Raw genomic sequence first — 24530 nt, forward strand, 5'->3', positions numbered from 1 at the left:
AAAAAATGCTAGAATTTGAGAAAAGTTAAGCTAGTTTTAAGCTTCGTCATGTATCATATAGTTATTAAATAAAGACCTCCTAACTTTATTTAATAAAATCCTAAACTTTTCTTTTTCATAATAATCTCCCTTAACTCCACCCAATCAGGTGGAGTTTTTTGGCTCTATTTCAGGCTTTTGGGGACTATTCTAAAAATCATTTTCCGATAATTTTCGGTATTTTCGGATTTTGGTTGGGGAATTGGCGGGGACCTTTTTAGCGAATATGACTAAGAAATAGGTTTGCTGTTACTTCAGCTACTTCAACCTCGCTTTGAATGTAAGTGACTGTTAATTGAAGGACTGGAACTACTGTAATAATGATTTTGCTTGTCTAGTAGTGGCGTATTAAATGAGAAGTGACATATAAGATTGTCTCTTCGTTTACTAAATCAAAATTTCTATGAAATTGATAGAATCCCTAATTTTCTCTTAAACTTGAAAGTCTTGTTGTAAAGCGGTTAAAGCTTGAGAAGCTGAGGATGTAAAGTTTTGACAAATTTTGTGAACTGTGGGATAATGGAGAGGAATTAAGGATTAGGTCTATATCATAGGCTAGAAAAGACCCCAAGCTAACTTCCACATTAAGCTTAGGGTCTTTTTTGACACTATTTGTCCTTGTTTAGCCATTTATCGACTAATCGAAGAACGACACCGATCACAATTGGTCCGATGATAGTTTTGAGTACTAATTCCATCATGGGCTATCTTACCTCCTTTCGTAGGCGGTGTAGAAGTGCCGTATAATATTATACAACCAACATAAGTGCTAAACTCAGGAGTCACCCAATCGGGTGGCTTTTTTGTTTGTGGCTTGGTTTTTTGATATAATAGAGCCATGAGTAGAATTTTAGATAATGAGATAATGGGGGATGAGGAGTTAGTAGAACGCACGCTCCGTCCTCAGTACTTACGTGAATATATTGGACAGGATAAGGTCAAGGACCAGCTCCAAATCTTTATCGAAGCTGCCAAAATGAGAGATGAAGCGCTGGATCATGTGCTCTTATTTGGCCCTCCAGGTTTGGGAAAAACGACCATGGCTTTTGTAATTGCCAATGAACTAGGTGTCAATCTCAAGCAGACGTCTGGGCCTGTCATTGAAAAGGCTGGTGATCTGGTAGCGATTTTGAATGACTTAGAGCCTGGGGATGTCCTTTTTATTGATGAGATTCATCGCTTGCCCATGTCTGTGGAAGAGGTGCTTTATAGTGCCATGGAAGACTTCTACATTGACATCATGATTGGGGCTGGTGAAGGCAGTCGCAGTGTTCATTTGGAGTTGCCACCTTTTACCTTGATTGGTGCGACGACTCGGGCTGGTATGCTCTCAAATCCGCTAAGGGCACGTTTTGGGATTACAGGTCATATGGAGTATTATGCCCATGCTGACTTGACAGAAATTGTCGAGCGGACGGCAGATATTTTTGAGATGGAAATCACTCATGAGGCAGCGTCTGAGTTAGCCCTACGTAGCCGTGGGACCCCTCGTATTGCCAATCGTCTCCTCAAGCGTGTGCGCGATTTTGCCCAGATAATGGGGAATGGGGTGATCGATGATCTTATTACCGATAAGGCTTTGACCATGCTGGATGTTGACCATGAAGGTTTGGACTATGTGGATCAAAAAATCCTTCGCACCATGATTGAGATGTACGGTGGTGGCCCTGTCGGATTAGGAACTCTTTCTGTTAATATTGCCGAGGAGCGCGAGACGGTGGAGGACATGTATGAACCTTACTTAATCCAAAAAGGCTTTATCATGCGAACACGTTCTGGACGAGTGGCGACAGCCAAGGCATATGAGCATTTGGGGTATGAGTACAATGAAAAATAAGCAAGAAATTCTAGAGGCTTTTAGAAAAAATCTAGATATGATGATTATTCTGACGATCATTCGAAACCTGGAGTTGACAGATTCCTGGTTGGCAGCAGGTTCTGTCAGAAATTTTATCTGGAATCTCTTGTCAGACAAATCCCCTTTTGATCATGAAACAGATGTAGATGTGATTTTCTTTGATCCAGATATTTCTTATGAGGAAACCTTGTCCCTAGAGAAAAAACTGCGAGAGGATTTTCCTCAGTACCAGTGGGAATTGAAAAATCAAGTCTATATGCACCAGCACAGCCCTCATACTGCTCCCTATACCAGTTCCCGTGATGCCATGAGTAAGTATCCAGAACGGTGTACGGCAGTTGGACTGCGCTTGAATGAAGAATCTGCTTTGGAATTCTTTAATCCATACGGTCTCGATGATATTTTGAATTTTCAAGTTCGCCCAACTCCTCATTTTTTAGAGAATGAAGACCGAATGACTCTCTATCAAACACGATTATCCAAGAAAAATTGGCAGGAAAAATGGAAAAATTTGATTTTTAAAACTTCTTAAGGAAACTTTAAGCTAGGAAGTGTATACTAAGTTCATAAGTTAAGAAGACCTTAACTTAAACTCCTAAAACTTTTTCATAATAATCTCCCTATAAAAAATAGAGTCGCCCAATCAGGCGGCTTATTTTTTTGAAAAATGGGCTTGGTGTCTGAGAATAAATAGCTTAGTGATAGAAGAAAATGGGGAAATATGGTATAATGAAACGATAGATTTTTGAATAGGAATAAGATCATGTTTGGATTTTTTAAGAAAGATAAGGCTGTGGAAGTAGAGGTTCCGACACAGGTTCCTGCTCATATCGGTATCATCATGGATGGAAATGGCCGTTGGGCTAAAAAACGTATGCAACCGCGAGTCTTCGGACACAAGGCGGGAATGGAAGCATTGCAAACTGTGACCAAGGCAGCTAACAAACTGGGCGTCAAGGTGATTACGGTTTATGCTTTTTCTACAGAAAACTGGACCCGTCCAGATCAGGAAGTCAAATTTATCATGAACTTGCCAGTAGAGTTTTATGATAATTATGTCCCGGAATTGCATGCGAATAATGTTAAGATTCAAATGATTGGAGAAACGGATCGCCTGCCTAAGCAAACCTTTGAAGCTCTGACTGAAGCTGAGGAATTGACTAAGAACAACACAGGTTTGATTCTTAATTTTGCCCTCAACTATGGTGGACGTGCTGAGATTACACAGGCTCTTAAGTTGATTTCTCAGGATGTGTTAGATGCCAAAATCAACCCAGGTGACATCACAGAGGAATTGATTGGCAACTATCTCTTCACCCAGCATTTGCCTAAGGAGTTACGAGACCCAGACTTGATTATCCGTACTAGTGGAGAATTGCGTTTGAGCAATTTCCTTCCATGGCAGGGAGCCTATAGTGAGCTCTATTTTACGGATACCTTGTGGCCTGATTTTGACGAGGCGGCCTTGCAGGAAGCTATTCTTGCCTACAATCGTCGTCATCGCCGATTTGGAGGAGTTTAGGAGGAAATATGACACAGGATTTACAGAAAAGAACCTTGTTTGCAGGGATTGCTCTGGCTATTTTCCTACCAGTTTTAATGATTGGGGGACTCTTGCTTCAGATAGCAATTGGAATCATAGCCATGCTAGCCATGCATGAACTTTTGAAGATGAGAGGTCTAGAGACCATGACCATGGAGGGCCTCTTAACCCTCTTTGCAACCTTTGCCTTGACCATTCCCTTGGAGAATTACCTGACTTTTTTGCCAGTTGATGGGAATGTAGTTGCTTATAGTGTTTTGATTTCAATCATGTTAGGAACGACTGTGTTTAGCAAGTCGTATACGATTGAGGACGCTGTTTTCCCTCTTGCTATGAGTTTCTATGTTGGCTTTGGATTTAATGCTTTGCTAGACGCTCGTGTTGCAGGTTTAGATAAGGCGCTCTTGGCCTTGTGTATCGTCTGGGCGACCGACAGTGGTGCCTATCTTGTTGGGATGAACTATGGTAAACGAAAATTAGCTCCGACAGTTTCTCCAAATAAAACCTTTGAGGGTGCCTTGGGTGGTATTTTAGGTGCTATTTTAGTAACCATCATCTTTATGATGTTTGACAATACAGTTGCTCTTCCATATGGAATTTACAAGATGTCAGTCTTTGCTATTTTCTTTAGCATAGCTGGACAATTTGGTGATTTACTAGAAAGTTCGATCAAGCGTCACTTTGGTGTCAAGGATTCTGGGAAATTTATCCCTGGACATGGTGGTGTTTTGGATCGTTTCGATAGTATGTTGCTTGTATTTCCAATCATGCACTTATTTGGACTCTTTTAATCAAAAGACGGAGGAAATACTATGCTCGGAATTTTAACCTTTATTCTGGTTTTCGGAATTATTGTGGTAGTGCACGAGTTTGGGCACTTCTACTTTGCCAAGAAATCAGGGATTCTAGTGCGTGAATTTGCCATTGGTATGGGACCCAAAATCTTTGCTCACATTGGCAGGGATGGAACGGCCTATACCATCCGAATCTTGCCTCTGGGTGGCTATGTTCGCATGGCTGGTTGGGGTGATGATACAACTGAAATCAAGACAGGAACTCCTGTTAGTTTGACGCTTACTGATGATGGTAAGGTTAAACGCATCAATCTTTCAGGTAAAAAATTAGATCAAACAGCCCTCCCTATGCAGGTGACCCAGTTTGATTTTGAAGACAAGCTTTTCATCAAGGGATTGGTTCTGGAAGAAGAAAAAACATTTGCAGTAGATCACGATGCAACGGTTGTGGAAGCAGATGGAACTGAGGTTCGGATTGCACCTTTAGATGTTCAATATCAAAATGCGACTATCTGGGGGAAACTGATTACTAACTTTGCGGGTCCTATGAACAACTTTATCTTAGGTGTCGTTGTTTTTTGGATTTTAATCTTCATGCAGGGTGGTGTCAGAGATGTTGATACCAATCAGTTCCATGTCATGCCTCAAGGGGCCTTGGCTAAAGTGGGAGTACCAGAAACGGCACAAATTACCAAGATTGGCTCACATGAGATTAGCAACTGGGAAAGTTTGATTCAAGCTGTGGAATCAGAAACCAAAGATAAGACAGCCCCGACCTTGGATGTGACTATTTCTGAAAAGGGTAGTGACAAACAAGTTACGGTTACACCCGAAGAAAGTCAAGGCCTTTACCTTCTAGGTGTTCAACCGGGGATTAAGTCAGATTTTCTATCCATGTTTGTAGGTGGTTTTACAACTGCTGCTGACTCGGCCCTCCGAATTCTCTCAGCTCTGAAAAATCTGATTTTCCAACCGGATTTGAACAAGCTGGGTGGACCTGTTGCCATCTTTAAGGCAAGTAGTGATGCCGCTAAAAATGGAATTGAGAATGTCTTGTACTTCTTGGCAGTGATTTCCATCAATATCGGAATTTTTAATCTTATTCCGATTCCAGCCTTAGATGGTGGTAAGATTGTGCTCAATATCCTAGAAGCTATCCGCCGCAAACCATTAAAACAAGAAATTGAAACCTATGTCACCTTGGCCGGAGTGGTCATCATGGTTGTCTTGATGATTGCTGTGACCTGGAATGACATTATGCGACTCTTTTTTAGATAATCGAGGAATATTATGAAACAAAGTAAAATGCCTATCCCAACGCTTCGCGAAATGCCAAGCGATGCTCAAGTTATCAGCCATGCTCTTATGTTGCGAGCTGGTTATGTTCGTCAAGTTTCAGCAGGTGTTTATTCTTACCTGCCGCTTGCCAACCGTGTGATTGAAAAAGCTAAAAATATCATGCGCCAAGAATTCGACAAGATTGGTGCCGTTGAGATGTTGGCTCCTGCCCTTCTCAGTGCAGAATTGTGGCGCGAATCAGGTCGTTACGAAACTTATGGTGAAGACCTTTACAAACTAAAAAACCGTGAAAAATCAGACTTTATCCTAGGTCCAACTCACGAAGAAACCTTTACAGCTATTGTCCGTGATTCTGTTAAGTCTTACAAGCAATTGCCACTTAACCTTTACCAAATCCAGCCTAAGTATCGTGATGAAAAACGCCCACGTAATGGACTTCTCCGTACACGTGAGTTCATCATGAAGGATGCTTACAGTTTCCACGCTAACTATGATAGCTTGGACAGTGTTTATGATGAGTACAAGGCTGCTTATGAGCGAATTTTCACTCGTAGTGGCTTAGATTTCAAGGCTATCATAGGTGACGGTGGAGCCATGGGTGGTAAGGACAGCCAAGAATTTATGGCCATTACACCAGCTCGTACAGACCTTGATCGCTGGGTTGTCTTGGACAAGTCAGTTGCCTCATTTGACGAAATTCCTGCAGAAGTGCAAGAAGAAATCAAGGCAGAATTGCTCAAATGGATGGTCTCTGGTGAAGATACCATTGCTTACTCAAGTGAATCTAGCTATGCGGCTAACTTGGAAATGGCAACAAACGAGTACAAACCAAGCAACCGTGTTGTCGCTGAAGAAGAAGTGACTCGTGTTGCAACTCCAGATGTTAAATCAATTGATGAGGTTGCAGCCTTCCTCAATGTCCCAGAAGAACAAACGATTAAAACTCTCTTCTACATGGCAGATGGTGAGCTTGTGGCAGCCCTTCTAGTTGGAAATGACCAACTCAACGAAGTCAAGTTGAAAAACCACTTGGGAGCAGATTTCTTTGACGTTGCTAGCGAAGAAGAAGTGGCGAATCTTGTTCAAGCAGGTTTTGGCTCACTTGGGCCAGTTGGTTTGCCAGAGAATGTTAAAATTATTGCAGATCGTAAGGTGCAAGATGTTCGCAATGCAGTTGTCGGTGCTAACGAAGATGGCTACCACTTGACTGGTGTGAATCCAGGTCGTGATTTTACTGCAGAATATGTGGATATCCGTGAAGTTCGTGAGGGTGAAATTTCTCCAGACGGACAAGGTGTCCTTAACTTTGCGCGTGGTATCGAAATTGGTCACATCTTCAAACTCGGCACTCGCTATTCAGCAAGCATGGGAGCAGATGTTTTGGATGAAAATGGCCGTGCTGTGCCAATCATCATGGGATGTTACGGTATCGGTGTCAGCCGTCTCCTTTCAGCAGTGATGGAGCAACACGCTCGCCTCTTTGTTAATAAAACTCCAAAAGGTGAATACCGTTACGCTTGGGGAATCAACTTCCCTAAAGAATTGGCGCCATTTGATGTTCACTTGATTACTGTCAATGTCAAAGATGAAGAAGCGCAAGCCTTGACAGAAAAGCTTGAAGCAAGCTTGATGGGAGCTGGTTACGAAGTCTTGACAGATGACCGTAATGAACGTGTCGGAGTCAAATTCAGTGATAGCGACTTGATTGGATTGCCGATTCGTATCACTGTTGGGAAGAAAGCGGCTGATGGCATCGTAGAAGTGAAGATTAAAGCGACTGGTGATACCATCGAAGTTCATGCAGATAACTTGCTCGAAACGCTTGAAATTCTCAGCAAGAAATAAAAACTATAATCAGAAGAAAAACAAGGAAAAAATGTAACTAGTTTTTACCTTGTTTTTTCTGTATAATGGGAAAAATGAGTAGACAAAGAGGTAAATGTATGCTAAGATTTCCAAAGGATTTTGTCTGGGGATCCTCTACTTCTGGGCCACAGACAGAAGGACGTATAGCTGGTGACGGTAAGGGAGATAATCTCTGGGATTATTGGTACCAAGTGGAGCCAAATCGTTACTATAATGGGATTGGTCCAGATAAAACATCAACCTTTTATGAAAATTGGGAACAGGATATTGAGCTACTGGTAGAAACTGGTCACACAGCCTTTCGGACTTCTATTCAATGGTCACGGATTTTTCCACAAGGGCGTGGGGAAGTCAATGCTCAAGGTGTGGATTTCTATCGTAAGGTTTTTGAGGCTATTAAGGCTATTAAGGCTAAAGGAATTCGTCTTTTAGTCAATCTTTATCATTTTGATCTGCCTTTTGCCCTTCAAGAAGATGGGGACGGTTGGGAAAATAAGGCGACAGTCTCAGCCTATGAAGACTATGCTCGTTTTTGTTTTGAGACTTATGGGGATTTAGTGGATCAATGGATTACCTTCAACGAGCCCATCGTTCCAGTAGAATTTGGCTATTTTTACGACGCCCATTATCCACATAAGGTGGATGCAGAAGCGGCAGTTAAAGTAGCTTATCACACACAATTAGCTAGCAGTCGAGCGGTCAAGGCCTGTCATGAACTCTTGCCTGGTTCCAAGATTGGGATTGTTCTCAACTTGACACCGGCTTATCCACGTAGCCAGCATCCTGCTGATGTCAAGGCAGCTAGGATTGCGGACCTTTTTCAGGCCCAATCTTTCTTAGATCCGTCTGTTTTGGGAACTTATCCACAGGAGTTGGTAGAAATCTTGCATGAACATGGGCTCTTACCTGATACTACGGAGGAGGAGTTGGAGCTCATTCGTGACAATATAGTGGACTTCCTTGGTGTCAACTACTATCAACCTTTGCGTGTTATGGCTCCTCGATTTGCTAAGCATCCAGAGAGTCCACTCTTACCAGAACATTTTTATGAGCCTTATGTGATGCCTGGACGTAAAATCAATCCTCATCGTGGCTGGGAGATTTATGAGCAAGGGATTTATGATATTGCCCAAAATATCAAGGAAAATTATGGCAATATCGAGTGGATGTTGACTGAGAATGGTATGGGTGTTGAAGGGGAAGAAAAATTCCGTGAGAATGGAATGATTCAAGATGATTACCGTATTGACTTTGTAAAAGGTCATCTTCGTGAACTTTACCGTGCTATTGAAGATGGAGCCAATTGTAAGGGCTACTTAATTTGGACCTTTATCGATTGCTGGTCATGGCTCAATAGTTATAAAAATCGCTATGGTTTGGTTGAATTAGACTTGAAAACGCAAGAACGTCGTCTGAAGAAATCAGGGCACTGGTTCAAGGAGCTAAGCGATAATAATGGATTTTAAAAAAGACTCTGACTGATTGTCCTAATTGGTCAGAGTTTTTTATTTATAAGAAGTTGATATGAACTATACCAATTTTTACTCTTGACAAGTGAAAGAAACAAGTATATACTGTTTTTGCTGGTTCTATAAAAGAGAAATCAGACTATACCAATTTTAAGGAGAAAGCACAGCTGGTCTGTGTCGTATATACTATGTGTGGAATTGTTGGTGTTGTTGGGAACACAAATGCAACTGATATTTTGATTCAAGGGCTTGAAAAGCTCGAATACCGTGGCTATGATTCTGCGGGGATTTTTGTCCTAGGTGGTGCTGAAAATCATCTGGTTAAGGCTGTAGGTCGTATTGCAGAATTGTCTGCTAAGACAGCTGGTGTTGAGGGAACGACTGGTATCGGACATACTCGTTGGGCAACTCATGGGAAACCAACTGAAGACAATGCTCACCCACATCGCTCTGAGACTGAACGTTTTGTTTTGGTGCACAATGGGGTGATTGAGAACTACCTTGAAATCAAAGAAGAATACCTTGCTGGGCACCACTTCAAAGGGCAAACAGATACGGAAATCGCCGTTCACTTGATTGGAAAATTTGCGGAAGAAGATGGCTTGTCAGTTCTTGAAGCCTTCAAAAAAGCCCTTCATATCATCCGTGGTTCTTATGCCTTTGCCTTGGTTGACTCACAAAATCCTGAAGTCATCTACGTGGCTAAAAATAAATCACCACTTTTGATTGGTCTTGGACAAGGCTATAACATGGTCTGCTCAGATGCTATGGCTATGATTCGTGAAACCAACCAATACATGGAAATTCATGACCAAGAGTTGGTAATCGTCAAGGCTGGTAGTGTTGAAGTTCAAGATTATGATGGCAACAGTCGTGAGCGTGCTAGCTACACTGCCGAGCTAGACTTGTCAGATATCGGTAAGGGAACTTATCCTTACTACATGCTCAAGGAAATCGATGAGCAACCAACGGTTATGCGTAAACTCATCCAAGCCTACACAGATGAGGCTGGTCAAGTTGTCGTAGACCCAGCTATCATCAAGGCTGTTCAAGACGCAGACCGCATCTACATCCTTGCAGCTGGGACATCTTACCACGCAGGATTTGCTTCTAAGAAGATGCTGGAAGAATTGACAGATACACCAGTTGAACTTGGAATCTCATCTGAGTGGGGTTACGGTATGCCACTTCTCAGCAAGAAACCACTTTTCATCTTTATCAGCCAGTCTGGTGAAACAGCGGATAGCCGTCAGGTTTTGGTCAAGGCTAATGAAATGGGAATCCCAAGCTTGACAGTGACAAATGTCCCAGGTTCAACCCTTTCACGTGAAGCTAACCATACCATGCTCCTTCATGCAGGTCCTGAAATTGCCGTAGCATCAACTAAAGCCTATACAGCGCAAATCGCAGCCCTTGCCTTCTTAGCAAAAGCAGTCGGAGAAGCAAATGGCAATGCTAAAGCGCAAGCCTTTGACCTGGTTCATGAATTGTCAATCGTAGCTCAGTCTATCGAATCAACTCTTTCAGAGAAAGAAACCATTGAAGCCAAGGTTCGTGAGCTTCTTGAAACAACTCGTAACGCCTTTTACATCGGACGTGGTCAAGATTACTACGTAGCCATGGAAGCAAGTCTCAAACTTAAAGAGATTTCTTACATCCAGTGTGAAGGCTTTGCGGCAGGAGAACTCAAGCATGGAACCATTGCCTTGATTGAAGAAGGAACGCCTGTCTTGGCCCTCTTGTCAGATCCAGTCCTTGCCAACCACACTCGCGGAAATATCCAAGAGGTGGCAGCCCGTGGTGCCAAAGTCCTCACTATCGCAGAAGAAAATGTTGCTAAAGATACAGACGACATCGTTCTTACGACTGTACACCCTTACCTCTCACCAATTTCAATGGTTGTACCAACGCAATTGGTCGCTTACTTTGCAACACTCCACCGTGGACTTGATGTGGACAAACCACGTAACCTTGCTAAGTCAGTAACGGTAGAATAAACTAAAAAAGTCTAGTTTATCTAGGCTTTTTCTTGTGAGCAAATCGGTTGCTTGTACTCAAGATTCGTGTTATACTCTTCGAAAATCTCTTCAAACTATGTCACCGTCGCCTTGCCGTAGGTATGGTTACTGACTTCGTCAGTTCTATCCACAACCTCAAAACAGTGTTTTGAGCAGCCTGCGGCTAGCTTCCTAGTTTGCTCTTTGATTTTCATTGAGTATTAGAATAATTTTTCAAAATGAAGGACAGAGATAGACAAGGAGAATCACTGTGGTAGAATTGGGAATTTCAACATTTGGGGAAACAATGGAGCTTGAAGGAACTGGGCAAACTTATAGTCATGCCGAACGCATTCGTCAGTTGGTGGCAGAGATTGAACTGGCTGACAAGGTTGGTTTGGATGTATATGGGATTGGTGAGCACCATCGAGCGGATTTTGCGGTATCTGCCCCAGAGATTGTACTAGCAGCTGGGGCAGTCAATACCAAGAAAATCCGTTTGACCAGTGCGGTCAGCATTCTCTCAAGTATGGATCCGATTCGTTTGTTCCAACAATATGCTACTATCGATGCTTTGTCAAATGGACGTGCGGAGATTATGGCCGGGAGGGGCTCTTTCACGGAATCTTTCCCTCTATTTGGCCATGATTTGAAAGACTACGAAGCTCTTTTTGATGAGAAATTAGACTTGCTTCAATTAGTCAATGAAAAGACAAAACTAGATTGGCAAGGTCGATTGACCCAAACAATCTCTGGCAAAGAAGTTTATCCTCGTCCAGTTCAGGACAAATTACCCTTGTGGATAGCGACAGGTGGTCATGTCGAATCAACAGTGAAGATTGCTCAGGCAGGCCTACCGATTGTCTATGCCATTATTGGTGGTAACCCTCGTTATTTTAAAAAGTTGATTCAGGCTTATCGTGAGATTGGGAGCGAAGCGGGTCATGCCAGTCATGAACTAAAGGTTGGAGCCCATTCTTGGGGTTGGGTTGCTGAAGATGGCGAGCAGGCGGTAAAAGATTATTTCCATCCGACCAAGCAAGTGGTGGATGCTATTTCCAAAGACCGTCCGCACTGGCAGGAATTGCGTTATGAGCAATATTTGGAGCAGGTAGGGCCAAATGGCGCCATGTTTGTGGGCAATCCAGATCAGGTAGCAGAAAAATTGATTCGCATGATTGAGGATTTAGGTTTGGACCGCTTCATGCTCCATCTACCGCTTGGTTCCATGCCTCATGACCAAGTCCTGAGAGCTATTGAACTCTTCGGCACACAAGTTGCACCCAAAGTACGGGCTTATTTTGCCATGAAAGAGGCTTAATAAAAAATCCTAATCAAGTTTATTAGGACAACAAATATTGTACAAAAATTAATCCCCCGAGCTATAATGCTTGGGGGATTGTTCTATAGGAGGGCTAGTTTAGTTCTCTTTTTTGTTTTTTAGCAAGAACCCGAGACCTAGAAGGGCAAGGAGGCTGATTCCTGCAAACAGGAGTTTGTGATCGTTTTTGGTTCCTGTATTTGGAAGTTCAGCTTGTTTAGCTGGAGTTGCAGGTATATTTTCCTTGTTAGAGTTATCTACCGATTCGTTTCGAACAGCTTCACTTACAGATGATGCTTGTGGCTCTTGTGCTGGTTTTTCAGCCTGTGAATCAGTTGTAGCTTGGCTAGGTTTATCTTCTGCATCAGCTACTTTTTCATCTGGTTTAGTAGAATCAGGTTTAGTTTGTGGAGCTGGAGTTTGCTGTTCCGGTTTGACTACTCTGTTTGGAGTATTGTCTTGGCCGTTATTTTGACCTTGCTCTTGTCTAGAATTCGGAAGGTCAGATTTTGGTTTATCTTCCATAGCTGGACGACTTTGAGAGACTCGAAGAACAGTGGCTGTAAGGGCATTCAATTTCAAGCCTTTTTCAGTCCATTCAAGTCCTTGAGGGTTGGCAATTCCGACTGGCCCTGCTTGGTTTTCATCTGCTAAAACTTCAGCATTTCTGAGGTGGGCAAAGGCAGTTCCCAAGTTAAATTCGCGAGCTTTTTCGTCCGCATTGACAAAGACTGCATAGATGTCTCCGTTTGGAGCAGTGATTTGGTAGCCGATCACTACATCTTCTTTTTCCACACCATTTTGGCCTGGGACAGTGATGAGGTGGACACGGTCCTTGATATCTTTAAGACTCTTGAGTCGGAAGGCATCTGTAGATTGACGAAGGGCAATCAACCCTTTCATATAGTCACGACTCTTGACATTTTCAGGATATGCTTTTCTATCTGTAGCTTTAGTCCAGTCAAATTTGTTGACAGCATCGCTAGAATCGTAAGAGTCATGGATGAAGTAAGGATAGTCAAATGGGTTGCCGTCCTTATCACGCAACAAGTGAGATTTGTTTGGTTGTTTGTCCTCTGCTACTGGAGTCTTGTAGGCTGGGTCACGGAATTGTTTGGTGCGACCATATTCCTGACCAGAGTGGATAAATGGAGTTCCTTGAGCTGTTAAGACCATGAGATTTCCAAGTCGCAAACGACGGTGGATTTCAGCATAGTTCTCGGCCTTGCTTGGGTCTTTTTTAATAGACTGAGCGATAATGTCAAAGAGGGTCAAGTTGTCATGGGCTGCGATGTATTGGATGACATCTCCAGGGCTGTCTGCTTCAAAGTTGGTTGGTTGAGCAATCAGATTTTTGAAGATAGTGTTGATATCACGCTTGCCACCTGTGATAAAGGCAGGTTGACCTTCATTTGGATAACCAGACTTGAGGTTGTTACGGATGTCATCTGAGAAGACAGCGACAGTATCGGTATGTTTCATCCAATCTTGGTCAGCAGCTTTAGTAGGTATATTTTCATCACCAGCATAGGTTCTCCAACCTTCACCCAGCATGATGAGGTTTGGATTGAGGGCGCGTGCAGCCTTGTAAGCTTCTTCGATAGAAGCGGCGTCATGGTCTCCCATCATATCGAAACGGAATCCATCCACTTTGTAGGTATCGACTAGGTATTTGATAGAATCAACTAGGAGGCGTTTGGTCATATGGTGAGTTGTCCCCAAACGTCCACCACCAAAGCTAGTTCGAGGTGTTCCGTCAGCATCCATAAAGTGGTAGTAGTTTGGCTCTAGGTCTTCAAAGATATCGACTTTGGCTGTATGGTTATACACTACGTCCAGGATGGCTCCCATGCCACGTTTGTGGATTTCGTTGATGAGGTTTTTGAATTCTGCGATTCGTTTTTCTGGATTCTTAGGATCGCTTGAGTACATACCAGTCAATGAGAAGTAGTTTTGAGGGTCATATCCCCAGTTGTAGTTGCTGTTGCTTGAAGCATAGTCAGATAAGCGTTCGTGGTTCTTCAACTCATTGACAAAGTAGTAAGACAAGACTGGAAGGAGCTGGATGTGGGTTACACCCAAGTCTTTGAGGTAGTCTAGTTTTTCGATAAAGGCTTCAAAGGTACCAAATGGTTTGGTCAAGTCTTTTGCAATGGCAGGATCTGAAGTGAAGTCACGCACATGAGCTTCGTAGATAACGGCATCTTCACGAGTCTTGAAGTTGTGAATCTTACCATAAGTCAAGTCTTGAGGTCCTAGTTTAGCTGGATCTACAAAGGCAGCTTTAGCCACTTTATGGGCATCGTCAATCTTAGCATCGTCACTATTCCAAGCAGCGAGGGATTTAGCGTAAGGATCGAGTGCAAGAACAGTTTTACCCTGACGCTCGATTTGGTATTGATAATAGTATCCAGTGAAATTTGTGATTCCTAGTTTGTTTGTGCTATCTAGGGTTTGTTTCCAAGTTCCTCTTTCCCCTTTTTCAAGAGCGACAGTTCCAACCACTTTTTCAGGGTCATTCTTGTCGTAGACAACGACAGAAACCTTATCAGCACTTGGTGACCAAAGGGTCAAATCAACTTGTTTTCCTTCTTCTTTGAGGTCAGCTCCAAGTTTGCCATCGTAACTGTAAGTCTCATCTTTCAGGCGCCAGCTTGTTTTGGTAGTGAATTTGTCAGAGTTGTAGCTAATGGTATAAGGATGTTTTGTGTCAGAGAAATCTCCGCTGTAGGTCACTTTCTTACCAGCCTCATCGATTGCGACATCGGTGATAGTTACTTTGTTTCCTAGGTAATTAGTGATGTTGGAGTGCTTGAGGATATCCTCTTTTTTAGCACCGACTAGTGTTGAAAAACTACTTTCAATGCTAGAAGTTCCTACGTGTTGGGCACCTGTCATACGTATATCATGAACATAGTATGGATTTGTGTAAATCGTTTCGTCATCATCTTTTAGGAAAATTTGGCTATGATTTTTCAAATCTGTAAACTTATAATCTTCTTTACGGATTTTCACGTCGTCTCCTTTTTTGCTCTCATCTAGTAATAAAAAGCCGAATTCTTTGGCGGCATCCTTAAGAGGAATGTCGATATAGCGGCCATATTTGCCTGTAGCTGTAAAGTCTGTTCCGTTAGGCCATTCACCACTACTTGGATTTTTCACATCTCCCCAGTACCAGAGAGCTTTCTTGTCATAGTTGCCATCTGTACGGTAGTAGTTGACGCGAATAGTTCCTGCAGGTTGTGGCTCGTAAGAGAAAACCTTGTAATCTTGGTCTAACCAAGCCTCGTTCATTTTTGGAACTAGTTTTTCGGCCGACTTATCGCCGGTTAGATTTTTTCCAGCTGTATTATTGATGAGGAAGCTAATCTTCTTGGCTTGTTCTCCCTTTAATTTAACATCTAGGTAGTAGCCGTAGTCGTCTTTTTTGGCATCCTTAAAGGACAAGGCTCCGTTTGGCCAGTTTTCAGATGGTTTTTCAACATCGTCCCAAGTCCATAGTCCTTGAGCATCCTTGTTTTCTTCAGGAAGCTTTTTGACATGGATACGGAAGTAGTTGTCTTCGATTGGCTCTTCTGCCTTAGTTTCAGTCGTTACTGGACTCGTAGAAGTAGTTGGTTCACTTGAACGATCTTGTCCGGTTTGTGGTGCTGAATCGGCTGGAGTTGCAGCAGGAGTGGGTACCTCTGTTGCAGGTTTTTCTTCTTTTTTCTCTAGGGAAGCGTTTGCACTATTAGGTGAAGAAAAATCGCTTTCTTTCTTGCCAGCGATGTTTGTTGCATCAGTAAGAGGTTGGACAAGGGCAGTAGTAGTTTCACTATTACTTGCGTTAGTGGTTGGTGTACTTTCGCTGGCTGAGATAGTTGGCGTAGCCATAGCAAGTAGGACAAGGCTTGCGCCGATAAGGACAGAACCAGTTCCATTTTTGAGGGAACGGATGCTGTAGACCATTTTTTTCTCAGTTTGAGCTGGTGTTTTTCTCATGATGATTCTCCAATCAATAAATTTCTATATCAGTATAGCATGTAGTAAAACAATATGCAAGCGTTTTCTCGAAATTAAAACAAAAGAAAATCGCAACAGGTTTTGCTACGATTTAACCAGTATTTCTTATAGGAAAAGATTTTGTCAAAAAATCGTCAATCCCCTTGAAAAATCTAGCTAAATAGGATATAATGTAAATAATCATTTGTCGTAGGTTTTGTCTGAAATATTGTCCAGACAAGGCTCACAGCAGTTAAATCTTCTGAAAAAGTCAGATTTAGCTGCTCTTTTTGTGCTTTTTTTCAGGATTTTGAGTACTTGTAACAAAGACTTAAAGATTCTGAAAATTTATCAAAGGGACACGGTGATAGGGGTTTTACAACCATATGACGATTAGAAAGCCTGATTGACAAGGCTTGAAACTTATTTACAAAGGAGAATCATCTTGGCAGGACATGACGTTCAATACGGGAAACATCGTACCCGTCGTAGTTTTTCAAGAATCAAAGAAGTTCTTGACTTACCAAATTTGATTGAAATTCAAACTGACTCATTCAAAGCTTTCCTAGACCACGGTCTTAAGGAAGTGTTTGAAGATGTATTGCCAATTTCAAACTTCACAGACACGATGGAGTTGGAATTTGTTGGATATGAAATCAAGGAACCAAAATACACGCTAGAAGAAGCTCGTATCCACGATGCTAGCTACTCAGCACCAATTTTTGTAACCTTCCGCTTGATCAATAAAGAAACAGGCGAAATCAAGACCCAAGAAGTTTTCTTTGGTGATTTCCCAATCATGACAGAAATGGGTACTTTTATCATCAATGGTGGTGAACGTATTATCGTTTCTCAGTTGGTCCGCTCGCCAGGTGTTTACTTTAATGACAAAGTAGATAAGAACGGTAAAGTGGGTTACGGTTCAACTGTTATCCCTAACCGTGGAGCTTGGTTGGAACTTGAAAGCGACTCAAAAGATATTGCCTACACTCGTATCGACCGTACTCGTAAGATTCCATTTACGACCTTAGTTCGTGCGCTTGGTTTCTCAGGTGATGATGAAATCTTTGATATCTTTGGTGATAGCGAATTGGTTCGCAACACTGTTGAAAAAGATATCCACAAGAACCCAATGGACTCTCGTACAGACGAAGCTTTGAAAGAAATTTACGAACGCCTTCGTCCAGGTGAGCCTAAGACTGCTGAAAGCTCACGTAGCTTGCTTGTGGCTCGTTTCTTTGACCCACGTCGTTACGACCTAGCAGCAGTTGGTCGTTACAAAATTAATAAAAAACTCAATGTAAAAACACGCCTGCTAAACCAAACCATTGCTGAGCCATTGGTAGATCCTGAAACAGGAGAAATCTTGGTAGAAGCTGGTACAATCATGACTCGTAGTGTGATTGAAAGCATTGAAAGTCATTTGAATGGCGACTTGAACAAGATTGTTTACATTCCAAATGATGCAGCCGTTGTGACTGAGCCAGTTGTTCTTCAAAAATTCAAGGTTGTTGCACCAACTGATCCAGATCGCGTCGTAACTATCATCGGTAATGCTAATCCAGATGACAAGGTTCGTATCGTCACTCCTGCAGATATCCTTGCTGAAATGAGCTACTTCCTCAACTTGGCTGAAGGACTTGGCCGTGTTGATGATATCGACCACCTTGGGAACCGTCGTATCCGTGCGGTTGGTGAATTACTTGCCAACCAAGTACGTCTTGGACTTTCTCGTATGGAACGTAATGTCCGTGAACGTATGTCTGTTCAAGATAATGAAGTATTGACACCACAACAAATCATCAATATTCGTCCTGTAACAGCTGCGGTGAAAGAATTCTTTGGTTCATCACAGTTGTCACAGTTCATGGACCAACACAACCCACTTTCTGAGTTGTCTCACAAACGCCGTTTGTCAGCCTTAGGACCTGGTGGTTTGACGCGTGACCGTGCTGGATATGAAGTACGTGACGTGCACTACACTCACTATGGTCGTATGTGTCCAATCGAGACACCTGAAGGACCTAACATCGGTTTGATCAATAACTTGTCATCTTACGGACACTTGAACAAATATGGTTTTGTTCAAACACCATACCGTAAAGTTGACCGTGAAACAGGTGTTGTTACGAACGAAATCGTTTGGTTGACAGCCGATGAAGAAGATGAATTTACTGTAGCACAGGCTAATTCTCGTCTGAATGAAGATGGAACATTTGCTGAAAAAGTTGTCATGGGACGTCACCAAGGGGTCAACCAAGAGTATCCAGCTAATGTTGTTGACTACATGGATGTATCACCAAAACAGGTAGTTGCCGTTGCGACAGCATGTATTCCTTTCTTGGAAAACGATGACTCCAACCGTGCCCTCATGGGAGCCAACATGCAACGTCAGGCTGTGCCATTGATCAATCCTCAGGCACCTTACGTTGGTACTGGTATGGAATACCAAGCAGCCCACGACTCTGGAGCGGCTGTGATTGCTCAGTATGATGGTAAAGTTACTTATGCAGATGCTGACAAGGTAGAAGTTCGTCGTGAAGATGGTTCATTGGACGTTTACCACATCCAAAAATTCCGTCGTTCAAACTCAGGTACTGCTTACAACCAACGCACGCTTGTTAAAGTTGGCGATGTCGTTGAAAAAGGCGATTTCATCGCTGACGGACCTTCTATGGAAAATGGAGAAATGGCGCTTGGACAAAACCCAATCGTTGCCTACATGACTTGGGAAGGTTACAACTTCGAGGATGCTGTTATCATGAGTGAACGCTTGGTCAAAGACGATGTCTATACGTCTGTTCACCTTGAAGAATACGAATCAGAAACACGAGATACAAAGCTTGGGCCTGAAGAAATCACTCGCGAAATTCCAAACGTTGGGGAAGATGCCCTCAAAGACCTTGACGAAATGGGGATTATCCGTATCGGTGCTGAGGTTAAAGAAGGCGACATCCTTGTAGGTAAAGTAACACCTAAGGGTGAGAAAGACCTTTCAGCTGAAGAACGTCTCTTGCACGCTATCTTCGGAGATAAATCTCGTGAAGTGCGTGATACTTCTCTTCGTGTACCACACGGTGCCGATGGTGTCGTTCGTGATGTTAAGATCTTTACACGTGCAAATGGAGATGAGTTGCAATCAGGTGTTAATATGCTGGTTCGCGTATACATCGCTCAAAAACGTAAGATCAAGGTCGGAGATAAGATGGCCGGACGTCACGGAAACAAAGGGGTTGTCTCTCGTATCGTTCCTGTAGAAGATATGCCTTACCTTCCAGACGGAACTCCAGTCGATATCATGTTGAACCCACTTGGGGTGCCATCACGTATGAATATCGGTCAGGTTATGGAGCTCCACCTTGGTATGGCGGCTCGTACTCTTGGAATCCACATCGCAACACCAGTCTTTGACGGAGCAAGTTCTGAAGATCTTTGGTCAACCGTTAAGGAAGCAGGTATGGACAGCGATGCCAAGACAATCCTTTACGATGGACGTACTGGGGAACCGTTTGATAACCGTGTGTCAGTTGGTGTCATGTACATGATCAAACTCCACCACATGGTTGATGATAAATTGCACGCGCGTTCAGTCGGACCATACTCAACCGTTACTCAACAACCACTCGGAGGTAAAGCTCAGTTTGGTGGACAACGTTTCGGTGAGATGGAGGTTTGGGCTCTTGAAGCCTACGGTGCGTCAAATGTCCTTCAAGAAATCTTGACTTACAAGTCTGACGATATCAACGGACGTTTGAAAGCTTATGAAGCTATTACAAAAGGAAAACCAATTCCAAAACCAGGTGTTCCAGAATCCTTCCGAGTTCTTGTCAAAGAATTGCAATCTCTTGGTCTTGACATGCGTGTCCTAGACGAAGATGATCAAGAAGTGGAACTTCGCGACTTGGATGAAGGAATGGACGAAGATGTCATCCACGTAGATGACCTTGAAAAAGCCCGCGAAAAAGCAGCTCAAGAGGCTAAAGCAGCCTTTGAAGCTGAAGAAGCTGAGAAAGCAACAAAAGCGGAAGCAACAGAAGAAGCTGCTGAAGAAGAATAAGCAGTTCACTTAGAATAGAAAGGGAAGAAATAGTGGTTGATGTAAATCGTTTTAAAAGTATGCAAATCACCCTAGCTTCTCCAAGCAAAGTCCGTTCATGGTCTTATGGAGAAGTCAAAAAACCTGAAACAATCAATTACCGTACCTTGAAACCAGAACGTGAAGGACTCTTTGATGAAGTCATCTTTGGTCCTACAAAAGACTGGGAATGTGCTTGTGGTAAGTACAAACGCATTCGTTACAGAGGAATTGTTTGTGACCGTTGTGGGGTTGAAGTAACGCGTACAAAAGTTCGTCGTGAGCGTATGGGACATATCGAATTGAAAGCTCCTGTATCTCACATCTGGTACTTCAAGGGGATTCCAAGCCGTATGGGCTTGACCCTTGATATGAGCCCTCGTGCCCTCGAGGAAGTTATCTACTTTGCGGCTTATGTGGTGATTGATCCTAAGGATACACCACTTGAGCACAAGTCTATCATGACAGAGCGCGAATACCGTGAGCGCTTGCGTGAGTATGGCTATGGATCATTCGTTGCCAAGATGGGTGCCGAAGCCATCCAAGACCTTTTGAAACAAGTAGATCTTGAAAAAGAAATTGCTGAACTCAAAGAAGAGTTGAAAACAGCTACTGGACAAAAACGTGTCAAAGCCATCCGTCGTTTGGATGTTTTGGATGCCTTTTACAAGTCTGGAAACAAACCTGAATGGATGATTCTCAACATCCTTCCGGTTATTCCACCAGATCTTCGTCCAATGTTGCAGTTGGATGGTGGCCGTTTTGCCTCATCTGACTTGAATGACCTTTACCGCCGTGTTATCAACCGTAACAACCGTTTGGCTCGTTTGCTTGAGTTGAATGCACCAGGTATCATCGTTCAAAATGAGAAGCGTATGCTTCAAGAAGCGGTTGACGCTTTGATTGACAATGGTCGTCGTGGTCGTCCAATCACAGGACCAGGTAGCCGTCCACTGAAATCATTGAGCCACATGCTTAAAGGGAAACAAGGACGCTTCCGTCAAAACTTGCTCGGTAAACGTGTTGACTTCTCAGGACGTTCCGTTATCGCCGTTGGTCCAACTCTTAAGATGTACCAATGTGGTGTGCCACGTGAAATGGCAATCGAGCTCTTTAAACCATTCGTGATGCGTGAAATTGTTGCCCGTGATATCGTGCAAAACGTCAAAGCGGCTAAACGCTTGGTGGAACGCGGAGATGAGCGTATATGGGATATCCTTGAAGAAGTGATCAAAGAACACCCAGTGCTTTTGAACCGCGCACCTACCCTTCACCGTTTGGGTATCCAAGCCTTCGAGCCAGTCTTGATTGATGGTAAGGCCCTTCGCTTGCACCCACTTGTCTGTGAAGCCTACAATGCCGACTTTGACGGGGACCAAATGGCCATCCACGTACCGCTTTCAGAAGAAGCCCAAGCAGAAGCTCGTATCTTGATGCTCGCTGCTGAGCACATCTTGAACCCGAAAGATGGTAAACCAGTTGTTACTCCATCTCAGGACATGGTTTTGGGTAACTACTACTTGACCATGGAAGAAGCTGGTCGTGAAGGTGAAGGAATGGTCTTCAAAGACCGTGATGAAGCGGTTATGGCTTACCGTAATGGCTATGTTCACCTCCACTCACGTGTTGGTATTGCAACAGATAGCCTCAACAAACCATGGACAGAAGAGCAAAAACATAAGGTCTTGCTTACAACAGTTGGTAAAATCCTCTTCAACGATATCATGCCAGAGGGTCTACCATACTTGCAAGAACCAAACAATGCCAACTTGACAGAAGGCGTTCCAGCTAAATACTTCTTGCCACTTGGTGGAGATATCAAGGAAGCAATCAGCAAACTTGAACTTAACCCTCCATTCAAGAAGAAAAATCTTGGAAATATCATCGCTGAAATCTTCAAACGTTTCCGTACGACAGAAACTTCTGCCCTACTTGACCGTATGAAGAACCTCGGTTACCACCACTCAACTCTTGCAGGATTGACAGTGGGTATTGCCGATATCCCAGTCGTTGATGACAAGGCTGAAATCATTGAAGAATCACACAAACGTGTAGAACAAATCACAAAACAATTCCGTCGTGGTATGATCACAGACGACGAGCGTTACAATGCTGTTACAGCTGAATGGCGTGCTGCCCGTGAAAAACTAGAGAAACGTTTGATTGCCAACCAAGATCCTAAGAACCCAATCGTTATGATGATGGACTCTGGAGCCCGTGGTAACATCTCAAACTTCTCACAGCTTGCCGGTATGCGTGGTCTGATGGCTGCTCCGAACGGACGTATCATGGAATTGCCAATCCTTTCAAACTTCCGCGAAGGTTTGTCAGTACTCGAAATGTTCTTCTCAACTCACGGTGCGCGTAAAGGTATGACCGATACGGCCCTTAAGACAGCCGACTCAGGTTACTTGACTCGTCGTTTGGTTGACGTTGCCCAAGACGTTATCATCCGTGAGGACGACTGTGGAACAGACCGTGGTCTCTTGATCCGTTCTATCGCAGAAGGAAAAGAAATGATTGAGTCTCTTGAAGAACGTCTCAACGGTCGTTACACTAAGAAAACTGTTAAACATCCAGAAACTGGTGCAGTGATTATCGGTCCAAATGAGTTGATTACAGAAGACAAGGCGCGTGAAATTGTTAATGCTGGTGTGGAAGAAGTGACTATCCGCTCTGTATTTACATGTAACACTCGTCATGGTGTTTGCCGTCACTGTTATGGTATCAACTTGGCGACTGGTGATGCGGTTGAAGTTGGTGAAGCAGTCGGTACAATCGCTGCCCAATCTATCGGGGAACCTGGTACACAGCTTACAATGCGTACCTTCCACACGGGTGGGGTTGCCTCAAATACCGATATCACTCAGGGTCTTCCTCGTGTCCAAGAAATCTTTGAAGCCCGCAATCCTAAAGGGGAAGCGGTTATCACAGAGGTTAAAGGACAAGTTACAGCTATCGAAGAAGATGCATCAACTCGTACCAAGAAAGTCTTTGTTAAAGGTGAAACTGGCGAAGGCGAATATGTTGTTCCATTTACCGCTCGTATGCGTGTTGAAGTTGGGGACCAAGTAGCGCGTGGTGCTGCTCTGACAGAAGGTTCTATCCAACCAAAACGTCTCCTTGCAGTCCGTGATGTCTTATCAGTTGAAACGTACCTTCTTGGTGAAGTACAAAAAGTTTACCGTAGCCAAGGGGTAGAAATCGGTGACAAACACATCGAGGTAATGGTTCGTCAAATGATCCGTAAAGTCCGTGTCATGGATCCAGGTGACACAGATCTTCTCATGGGTACCCTCATGGATATCAATGACTTTACAGATGCTAACAAAGATGTCCTTATCGCAGGTGGAGTTCCAGCGACAGGTCGCCCAGTTCTTATGGGAATTACCAAAGCCTCACTTGAAACAAATAGTTTCTTGTCAGCGGCTTCCTTCCAGGAAACAACTCGTGTCCTTACAGATGCAGCTATCCGTGGTAAGAAAGACCATCTTCTTGGACTTAAAGAAAATGTTATCATCGGTAAGATCATCCCAGCTGGTACTGGTATGGCTCGTTACCGCAACCTTGAACCACATGCTATCAACGAAGAAGAATACCTTAATCCTCCAGTAGAGGAAGAAGGAAATGAAGAAACAACAGAAGTAGTTGTGGATACTGCCGTTGAAACTGTGGAAGAAACAGTAGAATAAAAGCAGATGAGAGAGCCTTCGGGTTCTCTTTCTCTTTTCTGAAAACTTTCTCCATTTTTCCATGAAATGTGGTAAAATAAAAGAAAGAAGCTGACAAAGGAGACGGGTATGGAACAAACATTTTTTATCATTAAACCAGACGGTGTAAAAAGAGGATTAGTGGGTGAGGTGTTGAAACGCATCGAACAACGTGGATTGACAATCGAAAAATTAGAGTTGCGTTCACAGCTTTCAGAAGGGTTGATTGATCAGCACTATCAGGACTTGGTTGGTCAGAGTTTTTACCCACCGATTCGTGAATTTATGACTTCAGGACCGGTTCTTGTAGGTATCATTTCTGGTCCCAAAGTAATCGAAACTTGGCGGACTATGATGGGTGCGACTCGTCCAGAAGAAGCTTTACCAGGAACGATTCGAGGTGATTTTGCAAAAGCTGCTAGTGAAAACCAAGCTATTCAAAATGTTGTACATGGTTCAGATTCAGAAGAGTCAGCTAAGCGAGAAATTGCTCTTTGGTTTTAAGAGTGGATTGGCTCAATCAATTGGTTAAAAGCTCATTTGAATAGAAAGTATAGTCACATAAAAAAGAAAGG

The 24530-nt window shown here is 43.2% G+C and carries 14 protein-coding genes; 12 read left to right on the top strand and 2 right to left on the bottom strand.

Translation table 11 applies throughout. From position 1 onward, the window contains the following. Positions 1 to 647: 647 nt before the first annotated feature. Positions 648 to 740: a type I toxin-antitoxin system Fst family toxin gene (locus tag B7695_RS07870; RefSeq protein WP_000970379.1), complete on the bottom strand. Its 93-nt coding sequence runs from the start codon at positions 738 to 740 to the stop codon at positions 648 to 650. 137 nt (positions 741 to 877) lie between these two features. On the opposite strand from B7695_RS07870, the gene ruvB reads away from it, so the two are divergent. From ruvB to B7695_RS07920, 9 genes are all read left to right on the top strand, one after another. Then, a complete protein-coding gene (ruvB, locus tag B7695_RS07875; protein ID WP_004242086.1) occupies positions 878 to 1876 on the top strand; it encodes a Holliday junction branch migration DNA helicase RuvB in 999 nt (332 codons plus the stop codon). Then, positions 1857 to 2429, top strand: a complete 573-nt coding sequence (locus B7695_RS07880) for a nucleotidyltransferase family protein (RefSeq protein ID WP_061754227.1) — start codon at positions 1857 to 1859, stop codon at positions 2427 to 2429. The genes ruvB and B7695_RS07880 overlap by 20 nt, the downstream gene beginning before the upstream one ends. 231 nt (positions 2430 to 2660) lie before the next feature. After that, entirely contained in the window at positions 2661 to 3419 is a 759-nt protein-coding gene (locus B7695_RS07885; RefSeq protein WP_061754228.1) for an isoprenyl transferase, read from the top strand. Between the two features lie 8 nt (positions 3420 to 3427). After that, the gene (locus B7695_RS07890; protein ID WP_084890915.1) at positions 3428 to 4231 is read left to right on the top strand and encodes a phosphatidate cytidylyltransferase; all 804 of its coding nucleotides are present in this window, start codon (positions 3428 to 3430) and stop codon (positions 4229 to 4231) included. Between the two features lie 21 nt (positions 4232 to 4252). Next, positions 4253 to 5512, top strand: coding sequence for an RIP metalloprotease RseP (gene rseP, locus B7695_RS07895; protein WP_084890916.1), 1260 nt, complete (start codon positions 4253 to 4255; stop codon positions 5510 to 5512). 12 nt (positions 5513 to 5524) lie between these two features. Further along, the gene (locus B7695_RS07900) at positions 5525 to 7378 is read left to right on the top strand and encodes a proline--tRNA ligase (protein WP_084890918.1); all 1854 of its coding nucleotides are present in this window, start codon (positions 5525 to 5527) and stop codon (positions 7376 to 7378) included. A gap of 98 nt (positions 7379 to 7476) precedes the next feature. Next, on the top strand, positions 7477 to 8865 hold the full coding sequence (gene bglA, locus B7695_RS07905; protein ID WP_084890920.1) for a 6-phospho-beta-glucosidase: 1389 nt from the start codon (positions 7477 to 7479) through the stop codon (positions 8863 to 8865). A 191-nt stretch (positions 8866 to 9056) separates the two neighbouring features. Next, on the top strand, positions 9057 to 10865 hold the full coding sequence (glmS, locus tag B7695_RS07910) for a glutamine--fructose-6-phosphate transaminase (isomerizing) (protein WP_084890922.1): 1809 nt from the start codon (positions 9057 to 9059) through the stop codon (positions 10863 to 10865). A 271-nt stretch (positions 10866 to 11136) separates the two neighbouring features. After that, positions 11137 to 12186, top strand: a complete 1050-nt coding sequence (locus B7695_RS07920) for an LLM class flavin-dependent oxidoreductase (protein ID WP_084890926.1) — start codon at positions 11137 to 11139, stop codon at positions 12184 to 12186. A gap of 99 nt (positions 12187 to 12285) precedes the next feature. Here the strand turns inward: B7695_RS07920 and B7695_RS07925 are convergent, their stop codons facing one another. Continuing rightward, positions 12286 to 16170 (bottom strand): pullulanase, encoded by a 3885-nt coding sequence (locus B7695_RS07925; RefSeq protein WP_084890928.1) that lies wholly within the window; start codon positions 16168 to 16170, stop codon positions 12286 to 12288. 445 nt (positions 16171 to 16615) lie between these two features. On the opposite strand from B7695_RS07925, the gene rpoB reads away from it, so the two are divergent. The 3 genes from rpoB (at position 16616) to ndk (ending at position 24459) form a co-directional block, all read left to right on the top strand. After that, positions 16616 to 20227: a DNA-directed RNA polymerase subunit beta gene (gene rpoB / locus B7695_RS07930; RefSeq protein WP_084890930.1), complete on the top strand. Its 3612-nt coding sequence runs from the start codon at positions 16616 to 16618 to the stop codon at positions 20225 to 20227. Between the two features lie 32 nt (positions 20228 to 20259). Then, complete coding sequence (gene rpoC / locus B7695_RS07935; protein WP_000228740.1) at positions 20260 to 23937, top strand: DNA-directed RNA polymerase subunit beta'; 3678 nt, start codon at positions 20260 to 20262, stop codon at positions 23935 to 23937. Between the two features lie 108 nt (positions 23938 to 24045). Next, the gene (gene ndk / locus B7695_RS07940) at positions 24046 to 24459 is read left to right on the top strand and encodes a nucleoside-diphosphate kinase (protein WP_084890932.1); all 414 of its coding nucleotides are present in this window, start codon (positions 24046 to 24048) and stop codon (positions 24457 to 24459) included. Positions 24460 to 24530 lie beyond the last annotated feature (71 nt).

Source organism: Streptococcus mitis (assembly GCF_002096845.1).
Classification (GTDB): Bacteria; Bacillota; Bacilli; order Lactobacillales; family Streptococcaceae; genus Streptococcus; species Streptococcus mitis_A.